The sequence below is a fragment of the Pseudoalteromonas sp. A601 genome (genome assembly GCF_002165575.1).
In the GTDB taxonomy this organism is placed as follows: domain Bacteria; phylum Pseudomonadota; class Gammaproteobacteria; order Enterobacterales; family Alteromonadaceae; genus Pseudoalteromonas.
The window spans coordinates 1-21,970 of the sequence record NZ_MXQF01000023.1; the positions used below are offsets into that span (position 1 = coordinate 1).

Here is a 21,970-nt window from a genome sequence, read left to right on the forward strand (position 1 = left end):
TCCGAAAAGCCCCTCAGGGGCTTTTTTTATTGCTTTAAATTTTCTGTAAAATCTGTATCTTATCTACATAATTCTGATTATCAGCCTTAGTTTGGGGTTTACCCTTACTTGGAGCTAAAATTAAACAGTTCAAATTGATTGGAGGTCTTGTCATGTGGCAGCCTAAATTAAAAATATGGTTAATGGTTGGAGCCTTGAGTTTATCGTGTGCAACTCATGCAGGCTTAGATGAAGGTATTAAAGCAGCGAATGAAGGTCAATTCGAAGAAGCGTTGAAAGAATTTAATTATCTAGCTGATAAAGGCTACGCCCCTGGTATTTATGAACTTGGCAAACTTTATGAAGATGGTCACGGCGTTACTAAAAATTACCGCAAAGCCGCTGATTTATATCAACAAGCAGTAAAAAAATGGCACGTAGACTCTATGTTTGCCCTCGCAGTTCTCTATGATGAAGGCAAAGGCGTTAAGCTAGATAAACAAATGGCGGTGTCATTATTTAAACAAGCGGCCGAAAAAAATATGCCTGCTGCCCAGTTTAATCTAGGTGTTATGTACTCAAATGGTGATGGCGTAGCACAAGATTACAAACAAGCAATGAAATGGTACGAAAAAGCAGCAGGTAACAACTATTCTTTAGCGCAATTTAATATGGCACTAATGTACTTTGAGGGCTTAGGCGTAGATAAGAATATTGAAAAATCTTACATCTGGAATACTGTGGCAGAATTTAATGGTAATTTAAATGCTAGTCACAGTAGAAAGTTAGACGAGCAAAAAATGTTACCCGCAGAAATCATTGAAGCAAAAGAAAAAGCCAATGAGCTATACGAGCGCATACAAGCTGGGCTATATGGCGGTGAAGGCCGACTTTATTAATATAATGCACTGGTTGTACTGACGTCTTAAGGTCGTAAGTACAACCATTTAAGTGCTTTGACCAATAATTTATTATGTGACAATAGCAGCTTCAGCCTTGGGTTAAATTTACCTGTGTGTAGTTTATTACGCACATGGCTAAAAGTTATAAACCCTTCTTTGCCATGGTAGTTGCCCATTCCCGACTCCCCTATCCCTCCAAATGGCGCATCATCAGAGGTTACTTGCAGTAAGGTATCATTAACCGCAAATGTTCCACTTTGAGTTTGTAGCTCAATCGTTTGAATAAGCTGAGAGTTATATCCCATTACATACAAAGCAAGTGGATGCGGGCGCGCATTAATATATGATATTACCTCGGAGATATTGTCATATTCTAATATAGGTAAAATGGGGCCAAAAATTTCTTCTTGCATTACGGCCATGCCATCATTCACATGTGTCACAATATGCAGACCCATACGGTGTTTTTGCTCATCAGCCATATTCTCATCAAGCGGCTTGACTACTTGCGCTCCGTTACCTTTGGCATCGTTAAGTAATTCACTTAATCTTTTAAAATGTTGCTGACTGATAACAGAGGTTAAATTTTTACCTTCAACCCCTTGTGGGTAGTACTTTTTATACAAAGTACATAAACTATGTGTTAATTGGTGCTGCAACTTTTTTGGTACAAATATATAGTCGGGAGCCACACATATCTGCCCAGCATTAGACATTTTACCAAATAAGATTGTTTTTGCTGCTTTGTTAATATCTGCATCGCTGGTGATAATTACAGGTGACTTTCCACCTAGCTCTAAAGTTACTGGCGTTAGGTTTTTACTCGCCGCGGCCATAACATGACGCCCTACATTCGTCGAGCCGGTAAAAAATAAATGCGCAAAGGGCAAGTTTGAAAACTCTTGACTTAACCGGGCATCGCCTTCAATTAGCAAACAATGTGCATCTAGCCCTTCAATGAATAGCCGCTTTAATACTTGATTAGTATGCGGGGTAAACTCACTGACTTTTAATAAAACGCGATTACCAGCAGCCAATGCTGTGATCACGGGCACTAAAGCTAATTGGATTGGGTAATTCCAAGGAGCGATAATACCTACGACGCCTTTGGGCTGATAGCTAACCGACACCTTAGACGGTGCTAAGCTCAGCCCTGGATTACGCGGTGAATCCTTTACCCATTTTGGTAAGTGCTTAACTGTATGGGTTATAGCCTTAACACTGGGTAGTAAATCACCCATAACAGTATCAAAGGCAGTACGATAACCAAAGTCTTTTGAAGTAGCAGCAACCAAGTCAATCTCAAGCGCAATAAGTTGACGCTTTAACTGTTTAAGTAAACGTATTCGTTCTGCAATTGCTAAATAAGAAGCTTCATTAAACCGCTGTTGCATCTTTATAAAATGCGGCATTAAATCACCTGTCAGTGATGTATTCGTTGCATTTTCAGTCAAGTGCGTATCCACGAATAAGATTAATATGTAGACACTATAACGGTGTTTAAAGGTTGGGGCAATAAAGAGTGCCTAATATAAACTAAGCACTCTTGGTTGGGTAACTAATTGATTAAAAATCAAATACTGATGCAGCAATGGTCATAGTGACTAAAGTAATAAAAACAATTGCAATGATATTTAATACAAAGCCAGAACGTATCATGTCGCGTATTTGTATTTGTCCTGAACCGAATACAATTGCATTCGGTGGTGTTGCAACCGGCATCATAAACGCGCAACTACACGCTATAGCCGCAGGAATAACCCATACTAACGGAGTGCCTGTAACGGACTCAGCAACAGGGCCCAGTAAAGGTAAAAAGCCTGCTGCTGTAGCTGTGTTACTGGTTATTTCTGTAAGAAAGGTAATCAATGTAGCAATGACTAATATACTCAATACAAGCGGGATTGTACTCGCCCCCTCTATCATATGTGCGATATATTCAGCCAAACCAGAGGATTTTATTTGTGCAGCTAACGTTAAGCCGCCACCAAATAATAGCAACACGCCCCATGGCACACCGGCAGCGCTTTGCCAATCTAAAATTCGCTCGTCACTGCCTTTGTTAGCAGGCAATACAAATAGCAATAATGCTGCAGCAATAGCGATACCGGTATCTGATATTTTTAAGCCTGTAAAATCAGCCAATAACGGTCTAAAAATCCAACATAGTGCAGCCAGCGTAAATACACATAGCACACCTTTCTCAGCACGTTGAATTCGACCAAGTTCTACTAACTGCCTGCTAAATAAAGATTTAGTATCAACTTTTCCTGCACCAAGTTTGGTCTTATCCACTTTATAAGCAAATTTGGTTAACCAAACCCAGCAAATTAATAACATGGTGATTGATAACGGTACGCCTATTTTCATCCACTGAGCAAAACCAATCTCTATTTGATAACTGTCAGATAAATACGCTGCCATCAAGGCATTCGGCGGAGTTCCAATTAGCGTCGCAATTCCTCCGATACTCGCACCATAGGCAATCGACAATAGTAACGCTTTGCCAAAGCCATTATTATTAGGGTTTGATTTTTGTACTAAATGCGTAATTGATAACGCTATAGGTAGCATCATCACTGCCGTGGCCGTATTAGACATCCACATCGATAAAAATGCAGTTACAAGCATCATGGCAAGAATTTGTAAACTAGGTTTACTGCCTGCATACATCATTGTCTTAAGCGCAATACGCTTATGAAGACCCCAGCGTTCCATCGCAATGGAAATTAAAAAACCACCTAAAAATAAAAATATTAATGGGTGAGCATAGGGTGCAGCGACACTTTTAATTGCTGCTATGTCAGCAAGCGGCGAGAACACGAGTGGTAATAATGCTGTTGCAGGTATTGGCACAACCTCACTGACCCACCACGAAGCCATCCAAAAAGCCAATCCTGCGACTCTAAAAGCAGCAACACTTAATCCTGTTGGAGGATCTACCAAGCAGGTAATTAACATAACACACGGTCCTAGCAATAGCATAAAGTATTGCATGAGGGGTGATTTCTTTTGATTATTACTGGTTAATACACTCATCACTTATCCTCTAAAATTTATACTTAAGGCCTAATGCAAGGCTGCTATCACTTTGTTGATCGAGGTCTAAATTTGTATAAAGCAAGTAAGCGGTTGTTTGCTTATCAAATACATAATCTACACCGCTAGTCCACTGACTACCATCAGTAGCATGGCGCAACTGCGAGTCATCACTAGCAAACTGTACTTTTGGTGCCCATTGACCCATTTTGTAACTAGCACTGAGTACATAGCCATTACCCGACTTACTGCCATCAAGTGATTCACTGCGCTGATAGATTGCGCCAAACTGCCACTGCGCTTGCTTGATGACACCCGCTATACGCGTAGCATTAATATTATTGAGCGAATCAACATGACTGATAGCCACATAGTAACTTTTATTTTTTAAACCACGATCACCATAAATTAGTGTAGCTGCATACCCAGCTTCGTTATTTGCACTGTCATCTTTAGGTGCATAAGTGAAGGATAGTTGTGCACCCGAAAAAGATTTAGATGTGTAGGTTAGCGTGTCACCTAGTCTATCTTGCCCTGGTAAGAGCTGGGCAATATCAGCTTGAGTCTCATTAAAGTTATCTACTTTACCTTCAGAATACTTAAATCGCGTATCATTACGGCCAAAAACCACTTGACCAAAACTCCCCCTCAAACCCAAGTATGTATTACGCGCGCTGAAAGGTTCGCTGGTATTATCGTGTTCAAACCCCTTTACCTGCACCTCGTATTTAAAAATTGCACTGAGTGATTCACTCAGCTTGTGACTTCCTTTAACACCAATACGAGAAAAAGGTGCATCAATCTGTGTGCCTTCTTGCGCATAGCGCATAGTACCTGTATCTGTTTTAGCTATTTGCACCTCAGCTTTGCCATAGATATCGTAGTCTGCGCCGTACGCTTGATGAGTAGCTGTTGTAGTAGTCAGCGCTGTAAAAATAGTCAGCGCGGTTTTATGGGGTTTATATTTTGTTATCATTGCGTGCCCTATTGTTAGGAGAATATGTTGTTCCTAATCAATAAAGGCAACTTTACTGCCAATGTGCACCAATTAAATTAACCAATTAATTATCAATAACTTAATAATAACAATAAAATGAAAGATAAATTAATGGGTGGATTTATACCTATTTTTTTATAGCGCCTGTCACTAAAACCACCCATTTATAAGCTTATTAATCTTTAAACATTTCTTTATTGAGTCCGTACTTATTCATTTTGTCATAGAGGGTTTTGCGCGCGAGCTGTAATGTTTGCATTGTATCTTTTATGCTGCCTTGGTGGCGTTCAAGGGCTTCTTCTACTAAAGATTGCTCATAAAAACTAACTTTTTCAGCCAAACTCAGATCAGTAGGCAAGACATTGTGATGTCTATTGGTTTTTGCAAATGCAAGCTCGGCACCAAGTAATACTGCACGCTCGGCTTGGTTTCTCAGCTCACGAACATTCCCAGGCCAATCATATTGCATTAAGTATTGTTGTGCTTCGCAGTTAAGAGGTGCTGGGGCTTTATGAAAACGAGTCGCAGCGATTGAACTAAAATGTTTAAATAATAATGGAATGTCGGCTTTTCTATCTCGAAGGGCTGGAATACTCACTTTAACGAGATTCAAACGATAATATAAATCAGCTCTAAACTCGCCTTGCTCAACCAAATGTAATAGGTCAACCTTAGTAGCAGCGACTATTCTCACATCTAAATCAATCGGTTTGTTTTCTCCTACAGGCGTTACTTTACGCTCCTCCAGAACCCTTAATAACTTTATTTGCAAAGCCATTGGTGTACTTTCTATTTCGTCTAAAAATACGGTGCCACCTTGGGCAAATTCAAATTTACCTTGACGACTTTGGGTAGCGCCTGTGTAAGCGCCACTAACTGCACCAAACAGCTCACTCTCAATAAGTTGCTCAGGCACAGCCCCACAGTTTATTGCAACAAAATTACAATTAGAGCGTGTACTCTGATCGTGTAGATACCGCGCTACAAGTTCTTTACCTGTCCCGGTTTCACCTTCGATCATCACATCTGCTGGGGTATCAATAACAGTGTTAAGTAAGTGCATCATATGCTGCATTTGCGGGGTGTCACCTAAAATTCTCACCCCGGGCGCAGATGTTTTCTCAACAGCTAGCTTTAATGCTCTATTTTCCATTACTAACGCACGCTTATCAGATGCTCGGGCTAAACAATCTAATAACTGCTCAGTAAGTGGCTTCTCAAATAAATCATATGCGCCTAACTGCATTGCTTTAACAGCAATAGAGACATCAGCAAAACCGGTTAAAAAAATGACGGGAAGTTCACTATCAAAAGCTTTTATTTGTTCAAGCAATTCCAAGCCGTCCATTTTTGGCATATTTATATCACTCAAAACAATACCATTAAAACGGCGATTTAATTTACTAAGCGCACTAATCGGATCACTAAAACATTGAACTTTATAGCCTTCAAGCGAGAGTAATTGTGATAATGAATCTCGAATTATCAATTCATCGTCAATTACAATGACATGGTTACAATCTTGATTTAATTCGCTCATAAAGCTCCCTTATCTGAGGCCAACGTTATAATAAACTGAGCACCACCATTAGGCCTATTATGCGCAGTTAAGCAGCCATCAAATGACTGAATAATTTGTTTTGAAATAGATAAGCCCAGACCTAAGCCATTACTTGATTTAGTGCTATAAAACGGCTCAAAAATGGAGTTCAAAGCATGTTGTTCAATACCTGGGCCAGTATCTAAAATGGATAACTTCACTCGGTCATCAAAAAGTTCAAGTTCAAAACTTAGTTCTTTAACCGATTGCTTATCCATAGCTTGACTTGCATTTGTGATCACATTCACTAACACCTGTTCAAACTTAATACCATCAACCCAGACGCAAACTTCATCATTAATCTGGATAGGTTTTACCTTTACTTGATTTTGCTTTAATTGTGCGCTTGCGATCAACATGGCATTTTTTAATAGCTGAGCAAGACTTATCGAACGCAATTGAGTTTGCGCTGGTTTACTAAAATGCTTTAGTTGGCCAACTATCTGGTGAACACGGTCAATTAAACCTTGTACTATAACAATGTTCTCCTGTGCAGCATTAATATCACCCTTGGCAATGAGCCTTTTAGCACTCACTAAATAGGTATTCATCGCACTTAAGGGCTGGTTTATTTCATGATTAATTCCTGCACTTAGTTGACCAATGGTTGCCAGCTTAGCTGTTTGTATGAGTGCAAGCTGAGCTTTTTCAAGGGCCTGTGTACGCTCAATCACTTCTTGCTCAAGGCTATGGCGAGAAAATAGAAGCTTTTTATATCCGGCAAAACGTGCCATTAAGCTGTAACTTATAATTAATGCTAAAACATAAAACAAACTCAGCCAGATTAATCGAGGTATCTGCTCTAAGCTCACCGATGTCACATCAACTAATACTGATATTTTTCCATTCAATTGACCAATTTTAGCATCAGCAAACACATACTGCTTCGTTGTAGTATTTTGTTTTATGTCTAATAAATTTATACTTTGAACGTTAATTATTGTAGTGCTTACATTACTTGGCTTATGATCAAGATACCTTCGTGATTTAATCAGCTTTTGCAGGACTGTGTCGCTTAACTCCTGAAATGTATTTAAGCGCCAACTAGGCTGGTTCGACATAGCAATCACACCATCATCAAGCATCAAATAGAAATCACTTGTTTGAGAGGTATTTAGCAATTGCCTATCATTTTCAAATTTAGATACATTAATTTTCAACACGACTACGCCAATAACTTGGTTGCCATTATAGATAGGCTCTGAAAAGTAAATACCACGCTCTTGGGAGCGTTGGCCAAGGGCAAAATATGCCAGAGGCTGCCCCGCTAAGGCTTGATAAAAATAAGGACGAAACGCGAAGTTACTGCCGACATAACTGTAATCCAATAACCAATTACTAGATGCTATGACATCTCCATTAGTATCAAGCACATAAGCGTCAGATGCACCACTTGCTTGTTGAATATCTACTAAATAACTATTTATTGCATTGTTTGATAGATCGCTATTTTCAATAAACTGACTAAGCAGCTGATTATCACTTATAAAATGTGGAATTGAAGCAAAACGAGTTAACTCGGCTTTTAAGTAATGACTCAATTGCTGAACTTGTTGCTCAGCTTGGTTTTGACTTTTAGACAGGTCGTAATGACGACCAAAGTAATAAGCACTGAGTAATAATACCAGAAGTACTGCAAAGCAAACTGCATTTCGTTTTAATAGAGCTTGCATTATTTACCTAGCTTGCAAGAGAAGAACTTAAAATTTTAGCTGGTAGTGTAACGATATTTCTCTCGATACTCCAGCGACAGCACCATCAGCCAATCTAGGATCAAAACTATCATAGTGTTTATCAAAAAGGTTATGAATTTTTAAGGATATATCACTTTGCTCAGTTAGTTCATAGCTTGCCACTGCACCAATTAATAAGTAACTTGGCTGTGAAAATTTAGATATATCATGCCCTATAACGTTAACCTCATCACGCCATATCGTATTAACACTAACCATCATTGGCTTCATATCAAAGCTCGCCACAAGGGTTGCAAAACGTTTAAAGGTTGGATTCATTGGTGGATCAAAGTACTGCGTATAAGTGCCAGTTAATGAAAAATCAGGTGCAACTTGCCACTGGCTATCTAATTCAATCCCACGGTTGGTATCATTTAACTGATTTTCAAAGGTAAACATATTTGTGTTAGATGCATGAGGAACTGTGATAATAAAATCATTAAGTTGGTTATGAAAAAATACTGTATTAAAATACCAATTTTCTACCTGATAACGCCAAACTAACTCAGTTGTTTTTACATATTCTGATTGTAAATTTGTATTACCTACGGTTACATCATCATTGGAATACAACTCGTTCGTTACCGGCGTTCTAAATGATTCCCCATATTGTAATTTAACTGTATTAGCTAAACTTGGTTGGTAAATAGCAGCTATTCTAGGAGAAAGTTTACTATCGATGTTTTTAACGTCATCATAGCGCCCACCCACAAATAATGTGAATTGATGTGATAAAGTTAGTTTTAATTGTGTATATAAACTGTGTGTTTCAAACGTAGCTTTAAGGTTTTTAAATGCTGAATAGTCTTTAATCGTCGTTATAGCCCCTAAATAATAGGGTTGTTCAACGATTATTTCACCGCTCGCTTGGTCATAATAATTAGTGCGGACATCTGCTGAAATTTGTTTTGAATTTGCATATTCATAGCCTGCATTTATCACCCAATCATTATTAAAGTGATGGCTATAATCAATGTCTATATTGAAATCAGTGGTTTGCCAATCAGGCCCTAATAAAAAGTCTTCACTTGCCTTAGGGTTATTCGCACCCGCTAAGATCAATCCTGCACTGGCTATTTTGTGACCTGAATAAGCTATTTTAGTGGCAAGTTCTGTCGTCGCATTTTTTATCACGCTATAAGCAAGTGACACAAAACTATTTTCACTGTTGTGCTGGTTTTGTTTCGAGTAGCCAGCTAAGTTAATAAACTCATCGAGTTCAACCTGATTATAGCGACCTCTTAACTCTAATTCAGCTATATCAAGACCAAATTCAAAATACACTGATTGCAGCGGGTCTTTTACACCTTGCGGGTACTTTTCTCCCTCTTTTTGGTTTATCACAATTGACGCAAAACCCATTAGATCATCGGTAAGTTGCTTAGAAACGCTGGCCGAAACACCATACTTACCGTGTGTACCAATCATAGCGGCTAAAGTATTATCAGTATGCTTAGTAATTATATTCATTACACCGAGAAATGCATTACTGCCATACAAAGCAGAGCCAGGGCCACGAATAAACTCGACCTTATCAATGACTTCAATTGGAATAAACGGCATATACACAGATGCTTTACCAAAGGATGACTCGTTAATTCGCTCACCGTTAATCATAACTAAGATATTACCACTATCTAAATAAACACCTCGAGCATGATCTTTTGGGACAGCACCAACCCAATCGCCTCGGGTAGAGTGCATACCAGGCACAAAATTCATTAATTCGTAGGCACTTTCAATCCCTAATAATTGAATGGATTTTTCATTAAATATTGTGATTGATGAAGGAGCTGATGCAATTGTTTCTGGTGTTTTCGATGCAATATCCACTTTTACTTCTAGTAAGTCTTCAAGTTGCATAGTGAATAATTCATTTGACTCAGTTGCAAATAAGGAAGCCATGTGAAAACAGAAAAGGATACAAAAAAAATGCTTTAGAGTCATTACGCCGCATTACACCTAGGATTTATATTGAATTTATTAGATTGTTTACACAAACTACTATTAACAATAATAATACAAATGCACGGCGGCGTGAGGTTTTTTTCTAACTATTTACATTTACTTAGGCAGTAACTGTAGTGCGTTTCGCTTTAATATACTTATACAAGCCAATTAGCGAAGCTGCTATCCAAAATATTTCAATAACAAAACTTGCTAAATTAAAGTTATAACAAAGACTTATAAGCAATAAAATAGCGCCTGAAAGGTTCATCATATTATAAAGCAAGCCAGTAGGTGTTGCTTTACCAAGTTGTAGCATAAAAAACGCGCCAACCACCAAAAAAGTACCTGTCATACCAATAATATCAAATAAAAGTGCAATCACGAGGGGTTCCCTTGTCCATTACGATAATCACCCACACTACTGGCCCATTCCATGGGGAGGGTTGTTTTCATTCATTGAAACAGCAAACCGAGCGATCTTAACAAACTTCTTTGAACATCACAGGATATATGTCCTCCCCTATGAGCACTATAAATAAAGCCAACCTTATTATTTGCTTCAATTATAGAGCCTAACGGCCGCTATTTAATAAATGAATAAACAACATATCACCCTAAACGTGGATCCTGTTAGACAAAGTAATCAAGGGGTTGCCGCTGAAAGAACCCATTCCCTCGAAGGGAAAGAACAAGTTCGTGTCTATTTAGTTAATATGCATAAGCTTCAATATGCTAATTTATACAACGGTATTAATGCCAGTTAGTTGCGCTAAAGTATCAGCATAGATAAGCTATGCCCTTTATTGTTAAAGATGAAGATTTTATGAGCGAAAATAGATACCCAATTGGCACTGCAGGGACACCTTGGTCAAACCAAGAAAAACAGCAATGGTTTAATAAACAAACTATTAAGCGCAGCTATCAGCAGCAAGTTGTCTCTGAGATTAATGAATTAAGTGAACAGTTTGATATTCAGCAGTACGGTACACTGGAGTACAACACTGAACACTACCCGCTTTATGTTATCAAATCTAAAAACTGGCAAGCTGATAAACCATGCGTATTAGTAACGGGTGGTGTCCATGGTTATGAAACCAGTGGTGTGCATGGGGCATTACGATTTGTAAAAACCAAGGCTGCACAATACAGTGAGCATTTTAATTTGCTTGTTGCCCCTTGTATCAGCCCTTGGGGATACGAAACGATTAATCGTTGGAACCCTGCGGCCATAGATCCTAACCGCTCTTTTTATATTGACAGCCCAGCTCCTGAGTCAGCAGCCATAATGGCTTATATGCAAAACAACAATATCGCGCCAATTGCACATATTGATTTACATGAAACCACTGACACTGATAACAGCGAGTTTAGGCCAGCCCTTGCAGCCCGTGAAGGTACGATAAATACAAATTGGAATATACCCGATGGGTTCTACCTCGTTGCAGATTCAGTAAAACCAGAAACTGCATTTCAAACAGCGATTATTAAAAAGGTTGCTCAAGTCACGCACATTGCGCCAAGTGATGAAAACAATCAATTAATTGGTGTGCCTCAAGAACAGTTAGGTGTAATTAATTACAGTGCTCGTAAATTAGGTTTATGTATGGGCTTTACTGACGCACAATATGTGTCGACAACAGAGGTATACCCTGATAGCCCCACAGCGACACATGAAGAATGTATCCTTGCCCAAGTTGCCGCTATTACTGGCGGATTAGATTACATTTTAGCAAAATAGTTAACAATTTAAACCAAAGTATATAGACGTAGAACCTAATTATTTTAGTCTATAATATCTACTTTGGTTAATTTTAAAGCTGTATAAACTACAAACAATTAAAATGATAGAAAATTTATGCAAAACACATAATTTGATAATAAAGAACTAGATTTAAGTCTGTATTTGTTTAAAATTCGCGCTCTTTAATTTTAGCAAGGACAGAAATTGGAATTTAAAAATAAGTATGGTCACGTCATTTTGCAACATAAAAACAACATTATTACAGCTAGCTTTGCCGGCAATATTAATGAGCGTTTAGCTAATGAGTTTAGTCATCAGTTATTAACCTGTGTTAAACAATTCGCAGGGGCTCCTTGGGGTTACATAAGTAATTCATTTTCAGTGCAAGCTGCTACCCCTGACGCAGAAAAAAGCTTTGTTAATTTAACAACCAATATGTTTAAAGAAGGCTGTATCGCCAGTGCCTATATTTTAGGTTCAACCCTGGCTATAAACCAAATGCAACGCGTACTGAATAATGCAGGCCTGAATCACTTAAACATTCATGACTACTTATTTAATAGCTTAGATGAGGCAAAGTTATATATTGAAAAAATGATAACAGAGCCTGCATTCTAAACTTTAAAAACCTTACCGAATATTTAATTTCGATAAAATAAACTTGGCTGCGTTTGTGTAATGCTCGCATCCTCATTTGCTGTTACAACAAACTCAAGCTTTGTCATTTTTTTAGCTAAGTCATAACCATCTGCCACAATAGTCACGGGTATTTGTTTCATAACGCCTGGCTCCACTCTTGTATTCTGCGGGCTCTTAAGTGTTGCTATATCAAGCCCCTTTAATGAAATACGGTAGTGTAACGGTTGCTGTGTTTTATTAATAATAGTTAAAGTATAAGGGTTTTCTACCAATCCCTCATAGTTCACTCTATATAGAGCGTTTCTATCGCGCAATACTGAGACTTCGATTGGCGTTCGTGCGCCAAGCCACGCAATCATCGCAATGGATAACAACAACGTTAGTCCACCATACCCTATAAGCTTTAATCTAAATGGATTGGTCGTCCCACCGGACATTTGTTTTTCACTGGCATATTTTATAAGGCCTTTATCATAGCCAAACTTGTTCATCGTATCATCGCACGCGTCGATACATAAACCACAATTAATACACTCATACTGTAAACCATTGCGAATATCTATACCCGCTGGGCATACCTCTACACACAAATTACAATCAACACAATCACCTAAACCTAACTTTTTAGGATCTGCTTTACGTTTACGTGGGCCACGATTTTCACCTCGTTGACTGTCATAAGTAACAAGCAATGTATCTTTATCAAACATAACCGATTGAAAGCGTGAATAAGGGCATGCAACCGTGCACATTTTTTCACGCAAGAACCCTGCATTGCCGTAAGTACAAAAAGCGAATAAAAACACCCAGAAGCTGGTGATACCTGTCCATTGTAATGTAAGCATGTCGCTATATAGTGACTTTGCAGGTATAAAATACGCCATAAATGAAGTCGCAGTTAAAATTGAGATCACTAACCAGGCGCTATGTTTGGTGATTTTTTTACGCCATTTAGTAAAGCCCCATGGTGATTTATCAAGCTTAATACGTTGATTACGAGTCCCTTCTACACGTTGTTCCACCCACGAAAACAGTAACATCCAAATAGTCTGCGGGCAGGTATATCCGCACCATACCCGGCCCAACCAATTTGTAACAAAAAAAAGCGCAAATGCACCTAACATAAACAACAGCGCAAGTATCATAAAGTCTTGCGGTAGCAGGGTTAAGCCAAAAATGCTGAATTTCTGTGTTGCGACATCAAGTAAAACAGCTTGCTGACCTTTATAAGGGATCCAGGGGATAGCAATAAAAGTAAGCATCAATAACCACCCGAGATTTTGTCGGATGCGTTGAAAAAAGCCCTTTTGCTCACGAATGTATATTGGCCCTTCATGCTTGTAGGGCTTAATGATCATATCTTCTTCTTTAATATCAAACTTCATAATACTTACTTCATAGTGACGGTGACATATAAGTATTTGCAACTTTCAGACCAAACTGAAGATTTTATTATAACTTAAAATTCAATACCTTAAGATTAAAATCAAAAAACAAATTCGCGATATATAACGAATTACGCGCTATATCACGAACTTTTAACTAACCCTAATTTTTTCATTTTGGATCTAAGTGTACTTTCTGGGACGCCTAATAAGCTTGCAGCACCATTAGCACCTGATATTTTATTGTTTGTCAGAGAAAGAACACTACTGATGTGCTGCCTCAATAAATCATCAAGAGACAGTGATGAATTAACTGGCGTTTTCGAATGTGAATTCAACGGTTGGGTCAAATTTAAAATTGATTGTTTTGATAAAATAGCTTCACGTTCAAGTACGTTTTGTAATTCACGAATGTTACCGGGCCAATCATAGGCTTGTAATTGACTAAGCGCTTTATTGCTGAGCCCTTTTAACTGTTTACCTAAACGTTTATTTAGCTGTTGCACCAAGTTAATACATAAAAGTGGGATATCTTCTTTACGCTCTTTAAGTGCGGGAACTCTGATCGGAAACACATTTAGTCGATAATATAAATCTATTCTAAACGTCCCCTCTTCGACCATTTTCGATAGATCACGGTTTGTTGCAGCAATAACACGTATATTTACCTTTATTGTTTGGCTACCGCCGACTCTTTCAAACTCTTGTTCTTGTAACACTCGTAGTAATTTGCTCTGCGCCTCAAGTGGTAATTCGGCTATTTCATCTAAAAACAGCGTCCCATTATGGGCTAACTCAAAACGACCTTTACGCCTTTCATTTGCGCCTGTAAAAGCACCTTTTTCATGACCAAATAATTCAGACTCGAGCAAACTTGCAGTAAATGCTGCACAATTAACTTTTATAAATGATTGAGTGCTGCGATTGCTTAACCGATGCAAGTTGCGAGCTACTAACTCTTTACCCGTGCCATTTTCACCTAATATTAATACAGTACTGTCGGTTGGACTTACTAATTTTATTTGTTCTAACATAGCGTGAAAAACATGGCTTTTACCGACTAACCCTGAGTCTTGCCAATCTTCGTTTAATTGTGCTGTAAGGTAACTATTTTCATCTTTAAGTTGCTCACTTAAGTCACTAACTTGTGTGAGTGCTTGACGTAAAGCCAATTGGGTTTCGTGTTGTTTTGATACATCGCGAAATACAGCGACCGCACCAATTAGTTGATCGTTTTTATACACTGGGGTCGATGTATATTCCACAGGAAAAAAACTGCCATCTTTGCGCCAAAACACTTCATCTTTAACTTGCCGATGAATACCATCAAACATTGTACAATAGATTTGACACTCGTCTGCAGGATACGCCCTCCCATCTGCATGGCTATGGTGATGATACTGATGAATTTTTTTACCTAATAATTCATCTGCGCTCCAACCTGTCATTTTCTCTGCCGCCGGGTTGACAAAAACTGCATTTCCCGACAAATCAAAGCCGTAAATTCCCTCACCTACTGCATTTAATAACAAACTTGGGTCATTTAAAAACTGTTTAATCATTACAATTAATCCATTCGCGAAATATCACGATTATTATGACACTGTTCCTTGATTGTTTACACTTTTTCTTACAATTATTTTGTTACATTAAATTTACCAAAAACTTACACTGACTAAAACAACAGCGCAAGGCTCCTATGTCGTTAATCATCTCAAATCTCGCAAAACACTACGATACAGTAACCGCAGTAAATAACCTGTCATTTGACGTACAACCGGGTGAAATTTTTGCGTTACTAGGCCCGAATGGGGCTGGTAAATCGTCTCTTGTGAAAATGCTGGTTGGGTTTACTTACCCCGATGCGGGCTCCATTAAACTCACTGATGGCAGTACAACCTATTGTAGTATTCCAACCCACTTATTGGGCTATTTACCTGAGGATAGAGGGCTTTACCCCGAAAAAACAATTAAGCAAAATTTACAATTTTTTGCTCAATTGCATGGCGTTACAGCGACTGATTTTGATCTTCGCTGCCAACATTGGCTGGACAAATTCAACTTAGTTAAGCGCATAAATGACCCTCTTAAATCTCTTTCCAAAGGAAATCAACAAAAAGTACAACTGATTACAGCCATCTTACATAAACCTAAATGGGTTATTCTTGATGAACCGTTCTCAGGGCTTGATCCAATCAACCAAGAGTTAGTCGTAGAGTTTTTAGCTGAATTAAAACAACAAGGCATGACCGTTTTGCTAAGTGCACATCAAATGGCTATGGTTGAAAAGCTAGCGGATAGAGTATTACTACTGAATAAAGGCCAAAGCGTACTATATGGTCAGCTTAATGATATCTTTAAGCAATATAATAACAATGTGATTGATGTGACTTTTGAACAATTAATCGAACCGGAGCAATACGCATTGTTAGATACTTACCAAAGCAAACAGCTTAGCAGTAATCATTTGTCTATAACGTTGAATGAACAACAACCACTCAGTCAATTACTGACAATTTTGATCAGAGTTGGAAATATTTGTGAGCTTAAAAACCAATCACAATCATTACATTCAATCTATTTACAAGTAGTCGCTAAACATAATAAAGAAGTTCATCAGGGAGTGGCATCATGAATAAGCAAAGCTCACTAACTCAAAAACAAATTTGGACAGTAGCAAAATGGGAGTTCTTGCATTTTTTTAAATTAAAACAAGAAATTATTTCTAAACTTATCATGTTGGTCATTGCGGGAATTATTTATTTTTTTGCTACTAACAATATGCATCTCGCCAAACAATATAATATCGCTGTCAATACAACATTCGAGTTAGCATCCCACATTGACCCCGCATTTAATTTTATAAAGCTTGGTGATATCAGTGATCTTGAACATAACTTAAATGAGACCACTGACTATGATGGCTTACTCAAATATGATTTCATAACTACAAAGTACGCACTCATAACCGCTGAAAAAGACACCTGGCAAACTACATTTAAAAGCCAGCTCAATTCAGCGCTCAAACAAGCACAACTCGATGCAATTAACCTAACTCAAGCACAACGTGATGGTTTAGCTAAAAATACAGACGTTGAACATTATATTCTAAATGAAGAGCTTAAAAATCAGGCTGATAAAAGCCAAACATACACTGCTTTTGGTGTGTTGATTTTACTGTTTGTTGCAATGTTTGGGATATTTGGTCAGTTATTTGTGAGTATTACTGGTGAGAAACAAAATCGAGTAACCGAGCAGTTAATGGCCACTATGACACCGCAAACCTGGATTGACGGTAAACTTAGCGGGCAGATTTTATTAGCACTTAAAACCATGATCGGCACATTACTCTCTATTATACTTTCTATGCTATTTTTCACCGTTGTTATCAAGCAACAAACGTTAAGTTTAGATTTTATAAACTGGGCAATGCTACCTTGGTTCATTGTGTTTGCTATATCAGGGTTAGGGATATGTGCTGCATTTATGGCTGCAATTGCTGCAGGTATTGATGACCCAAACCACAGTAGTAAAAGCGCGTTAATGATGCTTCCCATAGCCCCAATCGCTATTGCTTTTTTTATAATGGACACACCTAATAGTGTTTTAAGCATAGTACTGAGTTACTTGCCCATTACTGCATTTGCAGTAATGCCAGTGCGTATGTCATTAGTTGACTTACCATTTTGGCAGCCATTGCTTTCACTCTTTCTGAGTATTGTCTGTTTTTATTATTTACGCATTTGTGCCGCACGGATTTTTAAAATGGGTATGAATATGTATGGAAAAGAGCCGAGTTTAAAGGCAATGTGGTTGGCAATTTTCAAACCATAAAATAAGGTAGGCTACTAAAGCCAGCCTACCTAGTTTAATGACTTTGTGTTTTACTATTAATAAAATCAGTTAGTGCGAACAATACGCCAGAGATGACAAACGTGACGTGTATCACTACTTTTAAAATAAGCTCTTCACTTGTATAAGCTGACGAGCTAATAAATACTTTTAATAACTCGACCGCAGAGATGGCAACGATCGCACTGATCAGCTTCATTTTTAAACCTGAAAACCCCACTTTTCCCATCCACACAGGACGATCTTCATGATTATCAATATTGAGCTTGGAAACAAAATTTTCATAACCACTAAAAATGATGATTAGTAATAACCCCGCCAACAATGCGGTGTCTACCAATGTTAAAATACCCACTAATAGCTCTTGATTTGTTGCAGTAAAGGTCGCAACTCCCATAAGGTATAGCTGTTTGAAAAACTTGATCAGTAATAAAATAACCGCAAACAATAAACCAACAAAAAATGGAGCCAATAGCCAGCGTCCGCGAAAAATGAATGACTCAAGAACAAGTTCTGCTTTGCCTGCTTGTCTTGGGGTTTTATTGCTTGGTTGGTGATCCATAACGCGCTTAATTTACTAAAAAACAGATTTTAAACGAGTTTATATTATGATACAAACATTTAAACAGTTTTTATCGTATATTTATTTTATCTTAACGATAAAAATATTTCGTTATCTTTTATTGTCATTTCGATTAAGAATTTCACTACCAACTGAGCATTTCTCTATTGGCTAACTGTTACTTTTTATAAGTAATCGCCATACCGATTACATTATTTAATACCTGCTATTTAGCAGCTAGTTACTTAATCAAATAGGTATAAATACTTTATTTAGGAATGAACAAATGAAAAAACCATTGCTAGCACTAATCGTAGCGCCCTTTTTTAGCCTTGCTACGACTTATGCTGTCGCTCAAAACGCTGTTGAAGCTTCTGTTGAGACTATTCAAGAATACACCGAGATGTGTTTAGATTGGGCTAAGGACGACGATATAAGCAATGAAGCGCTTAAACCATACGTTCTAAAGTGCGTCAATGATGAACTTGAGAATGAAGGCTACAAAAAAATAACTGACGTAAATCTTTAAAAAATCGCTTTATCATATTAAAACCGGGATGACGCAAGGGCGTGCATCCCGATTTTTCCTTACTGGTGTATTAATAGTTGAGCACAGTACGGCTCAACTATTAATCATCAGTTTTTTTAGCAGCCTTTTTTGGCGCTGCTTTTTTGGCTGGTGTTTTTTTAGCGGCTGCTTTCTTTTTAGGCGCGGCTTTTTTCTTTGCCTCTTCAACCCACTTTCCAGCATTGTAATGTGCTGTCCAGCCCGTTGCTTTACCTTCAACCTCGGTCATTACGTACTGCTCTTTATTCTTACGGCTGTAGCGTACAATTGCTAAGTTACCGTCAGGATCTTTTGCAGGTGCGTCAGCTAAGTAATAAAACTTAGGTGATATACGATCTCTAAAACGCTGTAGTTCTTCAACTTTAGGTGCACGAGTTTCACGAGACTTAGGGAATGTATTAGCCGCTAAGAAAATACCTGCGGCACCATCACGCAATACAAAATAAGCATCCGACTTTTCGCATTCTAGTTCAGGTAATTGTACTGGATCTTCTTTTGGAGGCGCAGCTTCGCCGTTACGTAATAACTTACGGGTATTTTTACACTCGTCGTTACTACAACCAAAATACTTACCAAAACGACCCGATTTAAGCTGCATGTCTGAACCACATTTATCACATTCGATAATAGGTCCATCATAGCCTTTAATCTTAAAGGTACCTTGTTCAATAACGTAACCTTTACAGCCAGGGTTGTTACCACAAACATGCAACTTACGCGTTTCATCAATTAAGTATGAATCCATCGCCGTTTCACAAATTGGGCAACGCTTCATTTGCATTAATGTTTCGGTTTCAACATCTTCAACATCAGCTGCAACAGCCTCATCACCTGAAACTAAGTTCATAGTGGTCGTACAACGCTCTTTTGGTGGAAGGTTATAACCTGTACACCCTAAGAATACCCCTGTAGAAGCGGTTCGAATGCCCATTTTACGAGAACACGTTGGACAGTCGATGTCGGTTTCGACCATTTCATTTTTACGCATTCCACCTTCAGCTTCTTCACCACTTGCAATAGTAAGTTGAGTCGAAAAATCAGCGTAAAATTTATCTAAAACTTGGGTCCAAACACGTTCACCTTCAGCGATATCATCCAAACGCCCTTCCATTTTTGCAGTAAAATCAAAGTTCATTAAATCGGTAAAGTTTTCAACTAAACGGTCTGTCACTATCTCGCCCATTTTCTCTGCAAAGAAACGGCGATTTTCAACACGAACGTAACCACGATCTTGTATTGTTGATATGATAGATGCATAAGTAGATGGACGACCGATACCCCGTTTTTCAAGCTCTTTAACTAAACTTGCTTCACTAAAACGCGCAGGTGGCTTAGTAAAGTGTTGCTTAGGATCAAGCTCTATCAAAGTCAGTACTTCGCCTTCTTTTACTGCAGGTAAGGATTGATCTTCTTCATTCTTTTTACGTGCTGCCGGCTGTACACGTGTCCAACCATCAAAGCGTAAAACACGTCCTTTAGCTTTTAAATGAAAATCACTTGCTGCCACAGTGAGCGTTGTTAAGTCATACTCAGCTGGTACCATTTGGCACGCGACAAACTGACGCCAAATTAGCTCATACAGTTTTTTCGCATCTGGGTCTACACCATCAAGGTGGCCTGATAATACAGTTACACTCGATGGACGAATCGCCTCATGCGCTTCTTGTGCATTGCCTTTAGAACTGTAATTAATTGGGTTTTCTGGTAAGTACTTTTGCCCAAACTGTTCAACAACATAATCACGACACATGCCTACAGCGTCTTTTGATAAGTTAGTCGAGTCAGTACGCATGTAAGTGATATAACCAGCCTCATACAAGCGCTGAGCTAGCATCATGGTCTTCTTAACACCATAACCTAAGCGAGTACTTGCCGCTTGTTGCATTGTCGAGGTAATAAAAGGCGCACTAGGTCTACTCTTACTTGGTTTTTCATCAACACTTATAACTTTATATTCAGCGTTTTCAAGTGATGCAACCGCAGCCATTGCTTGCGACTCATTAACCGGTTTAAACGGCTTATCTGCTTGCTTTGCAACTTCTAAACGTAAGTTTGACTCAGTATTTTTAACATCAGCATGAATATCCCAAAACTCTTCAGGAATAAATGCTTTAATTTCACGCTCACGCTCAACTAACAAGCGAACTGCAACAGATTGTACACGTCCTGCGGATAAACCACGGGCTACTTTTGCCCACAATAATGGTGACACCATAAAGCCAACAACACGGTCTAAAAAGCGACGTGCTTGCTGAGCATAAACCATATCAGTGTTTAGTTCGCCAGGTGTTTCAAACGCTTGTTGAATCGCATTTTTAGTGATCTCATTAAAAACCACGCGTTTATATTTTTCGGGCTCACCACCAATAATTTGTTCGAGGTGCCAAGCTATGGCTTCCCCTTCTCTATCCAAATCCGTTGCGAGATAGATTTGGTCAGCATTTTCAGCAAGCTTTTTTAATTCTTGAACGACTTTTTCTTTACCGGGAAGAACTTCGTAGTGAGGCTCCCAGCCTTTTTCTGGATCGATCCCCATCCGAGCAACTAGGTTAGTGTAATCACGCTGCTTTTTATAAGCCGCTTTATCTTCAGGAGACATTTTGCGCACTTCAGCTGGCGTTTTTGTCGGCGCAGTTTTGGTTTTGCCAGAACCTGAGGTAGGAAGATCTCGTACATGCCCAATAGAGGACTTGACGATAAAATCGTTTCCTAGATATTTATTAATTGTTTTAGCCTTAGCAGGAGACTCTACAATTACTAGCGATTTGCCCATAGTTGCCTATTTCTAACCAAATATTTTAAATGTGTTTAGCCCACTTCGGGCACGAATATTTATAGGTATATCTACAAACACCAATTGTTACAAGCTTTTAATCGAAACTTTTCTACATTTAATGATTAATTAAACAATTATTGCCTTTAATTTAGACAAAACGGTGTTTTTACATATTTGCAGTGGAATATATAAGAATAGATACAAAAATGCCAACCTAATGGTTGGCATTTATTTTATCTAAGTGCTC

General features: G+C 38.4%; 18 protein-coding genes. 7 read left to right on the forward strand and 11 right to left on the reverse strand.

Features of this window, described 5'->3' with window-relative positions; genetic code table 11:
* Window positions 1-182: 182 nt before the first annotated feature.
* Window positions 183-878 (forward strand): tetratricopeptide repeat protein, encoded by a 696-nt coding sequence (locus tag B5G52_RS16265; protein WP_254911234.1) that lies wholly within the window; start codon window positions 183-185, stop codon window positions 876-878.
* Between the two features lie 26 nt (window positions 879-904).
* Here the strand turns inward: B5G52_RS16265 and B5G52_RS16270 are convergent, their stop codons facing one another.
* From B5G52_RS16270 to B5G52_RS16300, 7 genes are all read right to left on the reverse strand, one after another.
* On the reverse strand, window positions 905-2,293 hold the full coding sequence (locus B5G52_RS16270; RefSeq protein ID WP_087533705.1) for a coniferyl aldehyde dehydrogenase: 1,389 nt from the start codon (window positions 2,291-2,293) through the stop codon (window positions 905-907).
* A 154-nt stretch (window positions 2,294-2,447) separates the two neighbouring features.
* Window positions 2,448-3,920 carry a DASS family sodium-coupled anion symporter gene (locus B5G52_RS16275; protein ID WP_087533706.1) on the reverse strand — a complete coding sequence of 491 codons (1,473 nt, stop codon included), beginning with the start codon at window positions 3,918-3,920 and terminating at the stop codon, window positions 2,448-2,450.
* Window positions 3,921-3,930: 10 nt separating this feature from the next.
* Window positions 3,931-4,896: a porin gene (locus tag B5G52_RS16280; protein ID WP_087533707.1), complete on the reverse strand. Its 966-nt coding sequence runs from the start codon at window positions 4,894-4,896 to the stop codon at window positions 3,931-3,933.
* Between the two features lie 196 nt (window positions 4,897-5,092).
* Window positions 5,093-6,457, reverse strand: a complete 1,365-nt coding sequence (locus tag B5G52_RS16285; protein ID WP_087533708.1) for a sigma-54 dependent transcriptional regulator — start codon at window positions 6,455-6,457, stop codon at window positions 5,093-5,095.
* A complete protein-coding gene (locus B5G52_RS16290) occupies window positions 6,454-8,190 on the reverse strand; it encodes a cache domain-containing protein (protein ID WP_087533709.1) in 1,737 nt (578 codons plus the stop codon). The genes B5G52_RS16285 and B5G52_RS16290 overlap by 4 nt, the downstream gene beginning before the upstream one ends.
* A 27-nt stretch (window positions 8,191-8,217) precedes the next feature.
* Complete coding sequence (locus B5G52_RS16295) at window positions 8,218-10,155, reverse strand: TonB-dependent siderophore receptor (RefSeq protein WP_254911233.1); 1,938 nt, start codon at window positions 10,153-10,155, stop codon at window positions 8,218-8,220.
* Between the two features lie 163 nt (window positions 10,156-10,318).
* Entirely contained in the window at window positions 10,319-10,582 is a 264-nt protein-coding gene (locus B5G52_RS16300) for a hypothetical protein (protein ID WP_087533711.1), read from the reverse strand.
* Window positions 10,583-10,793: 211 nt separating this feature from the next.
* Here B5G52_RS16300 and B5G52_RS22100 point away from each other — a divergent pair, with 211 nt between their 5' ends.
* The 3 genes from B5G52_RS22100 (at window position 10,794) to B5G52_RS16310 (ending at window position 12,559) form a co-directional block, all read left to right on the forward strand.
* Window positions 10,794-10,964: a hypothetical protein gene (locus B5G52_RS22100; RefSeq protein ID WP_176372569.1), complete on the forward strand. Its 171-nt coding sequence runs from the start codon at window positions 10,794-10,796 to the stop codon at window positions 10,962-10,964.
* A gap of 59 nt (window positions 10,965-11,023) precedes the next feature.
* A complete protein-coding gene (locus B5G52_RS16305; protein WP_087533745.1) occupies window positions 11,024-11,938 on the forward strand; it encodes a M14 family metallocarboxypeptidase in 915 nt (304 codons plus the stop codon).
* Window positions 11,939-12,145: 207 nt separating this feature from the next.
* A complete protein-coding gene (locus tag B5G52_RS16310; RefSeq protein WP_087533712.1) occupies window positions 12,146-12,559 on the forward strand; it encodes a hypothetical protein in 414 nt (137 codons plus the stop codon).
* A 23-nt stretch (window positions 12,560-12,582) separates the two neighbouring features.
* Here the strand turns inward: B5G52_RS16310 and ccoG are convergent, their stop codons facing one another.
* Both ccoG and B5G52_RS16320 read right to left on the reverse strand, forming a co-directional pair.
* A complete protein-coding gene (gene ccoG / locus B5G52_RS16315) occupies window positions 12,583-13,965 on the reverse strand; it encodes a cytochrome c oxidase accessory protein CcoG (protein ID WP_087533713.1) in 1,383 nt (460 codons plus the stop codon).
* Window positions 13,966-14,108: 143 nt separating this feature from the next.
* Window positions 14,109-15,527, reverse strand: coding sequence for a sigma-54-dependent Fis family transcriptional regulator (locus tag B5G52_RS16320; RefSeq protein ID WP_087533714.1), 1,419 nt, complete (start codon window positions 15,525-15,527; stop codon window positions 14,109-14,111).
* Window positions 15,528-15,664: 137 nt separating this feature from the next.
* On the opposite strand from B5G52_RS16320, the gene B5G52_RS16325 reads away from it, so the two are divergent.
* Entirely contained in the window at window positions 15,665-16,600 is a 936-nt protein-coding gene (locus B5G52_RS16325) for an ABC transporter ATP-binding protein (RefSeq protein WP_087533715.1), read from the forward strand.
* Window positions 16,597-17,799, forward strand: coding sequence for an ABC transporter permease (locus B5G52_RS16330; RefSeq protein ID WP_087533716.1), 1,203 nt, complete (start codon window positions 16,597-16,599; stop codon window positions 17,797-17,799). Before B5G52_RS16325 ends, B5G52_RS16330 begins: the two co-directional genes overlap by 4 nt.
* 34 nt (window positions 17,800-17,833) lie before the next feature.
* Here the strand turns inward: B5G52_RS16330 and B5G52_RS16335 are convergent, their stop codons facing one another.
* Window positions 17,834-18,379, reverse strand: a complete 546-nt coding sequence (locus B5G52_RS16335) for a TIGR00645 family protein (protein ID WP_087533717.1) — start codon at window positions 18,377-18,379, stop codon at window positions 17,834-17,836.
* A 286-nt stretch (window positions 18,380-18,665) separates the two neighbouring features.
* On the opposite strand from B5G52_RS16335, the gene B5G52_RS16340 reads away from it, so the two are divergent.
* Window positions 18,666-18,908, forward strand: a complete 243-nt coding sequence (locus B5G52_RS16340) for a hypothetical protein (RefSeq protein WP_087533718.1) — start codon at window positions 18,666-18,668, stop codon at window positions 18,906-18,908.
* A gap of 100 nt (window positions 18,909-19,008) precedes the next feature.
* Here B5G52_RS16340 and topA read toward each other — a convergent pair whose 3' ends face one another.
* Window positions 19,009-21,720 (reverse strand): type I DNA topoisomerase, encoded by a 2,712-nt coding sequence (gene topA / locus B5G52_RS16345; protein ID WP_087533719.1) that lies wholly within the window; start codon window positions 21,718-21,720, stop codon window positions 19,009-19,011.
* Window positions 21,721-21,970 lie beyond the last annotated feature (250 nt).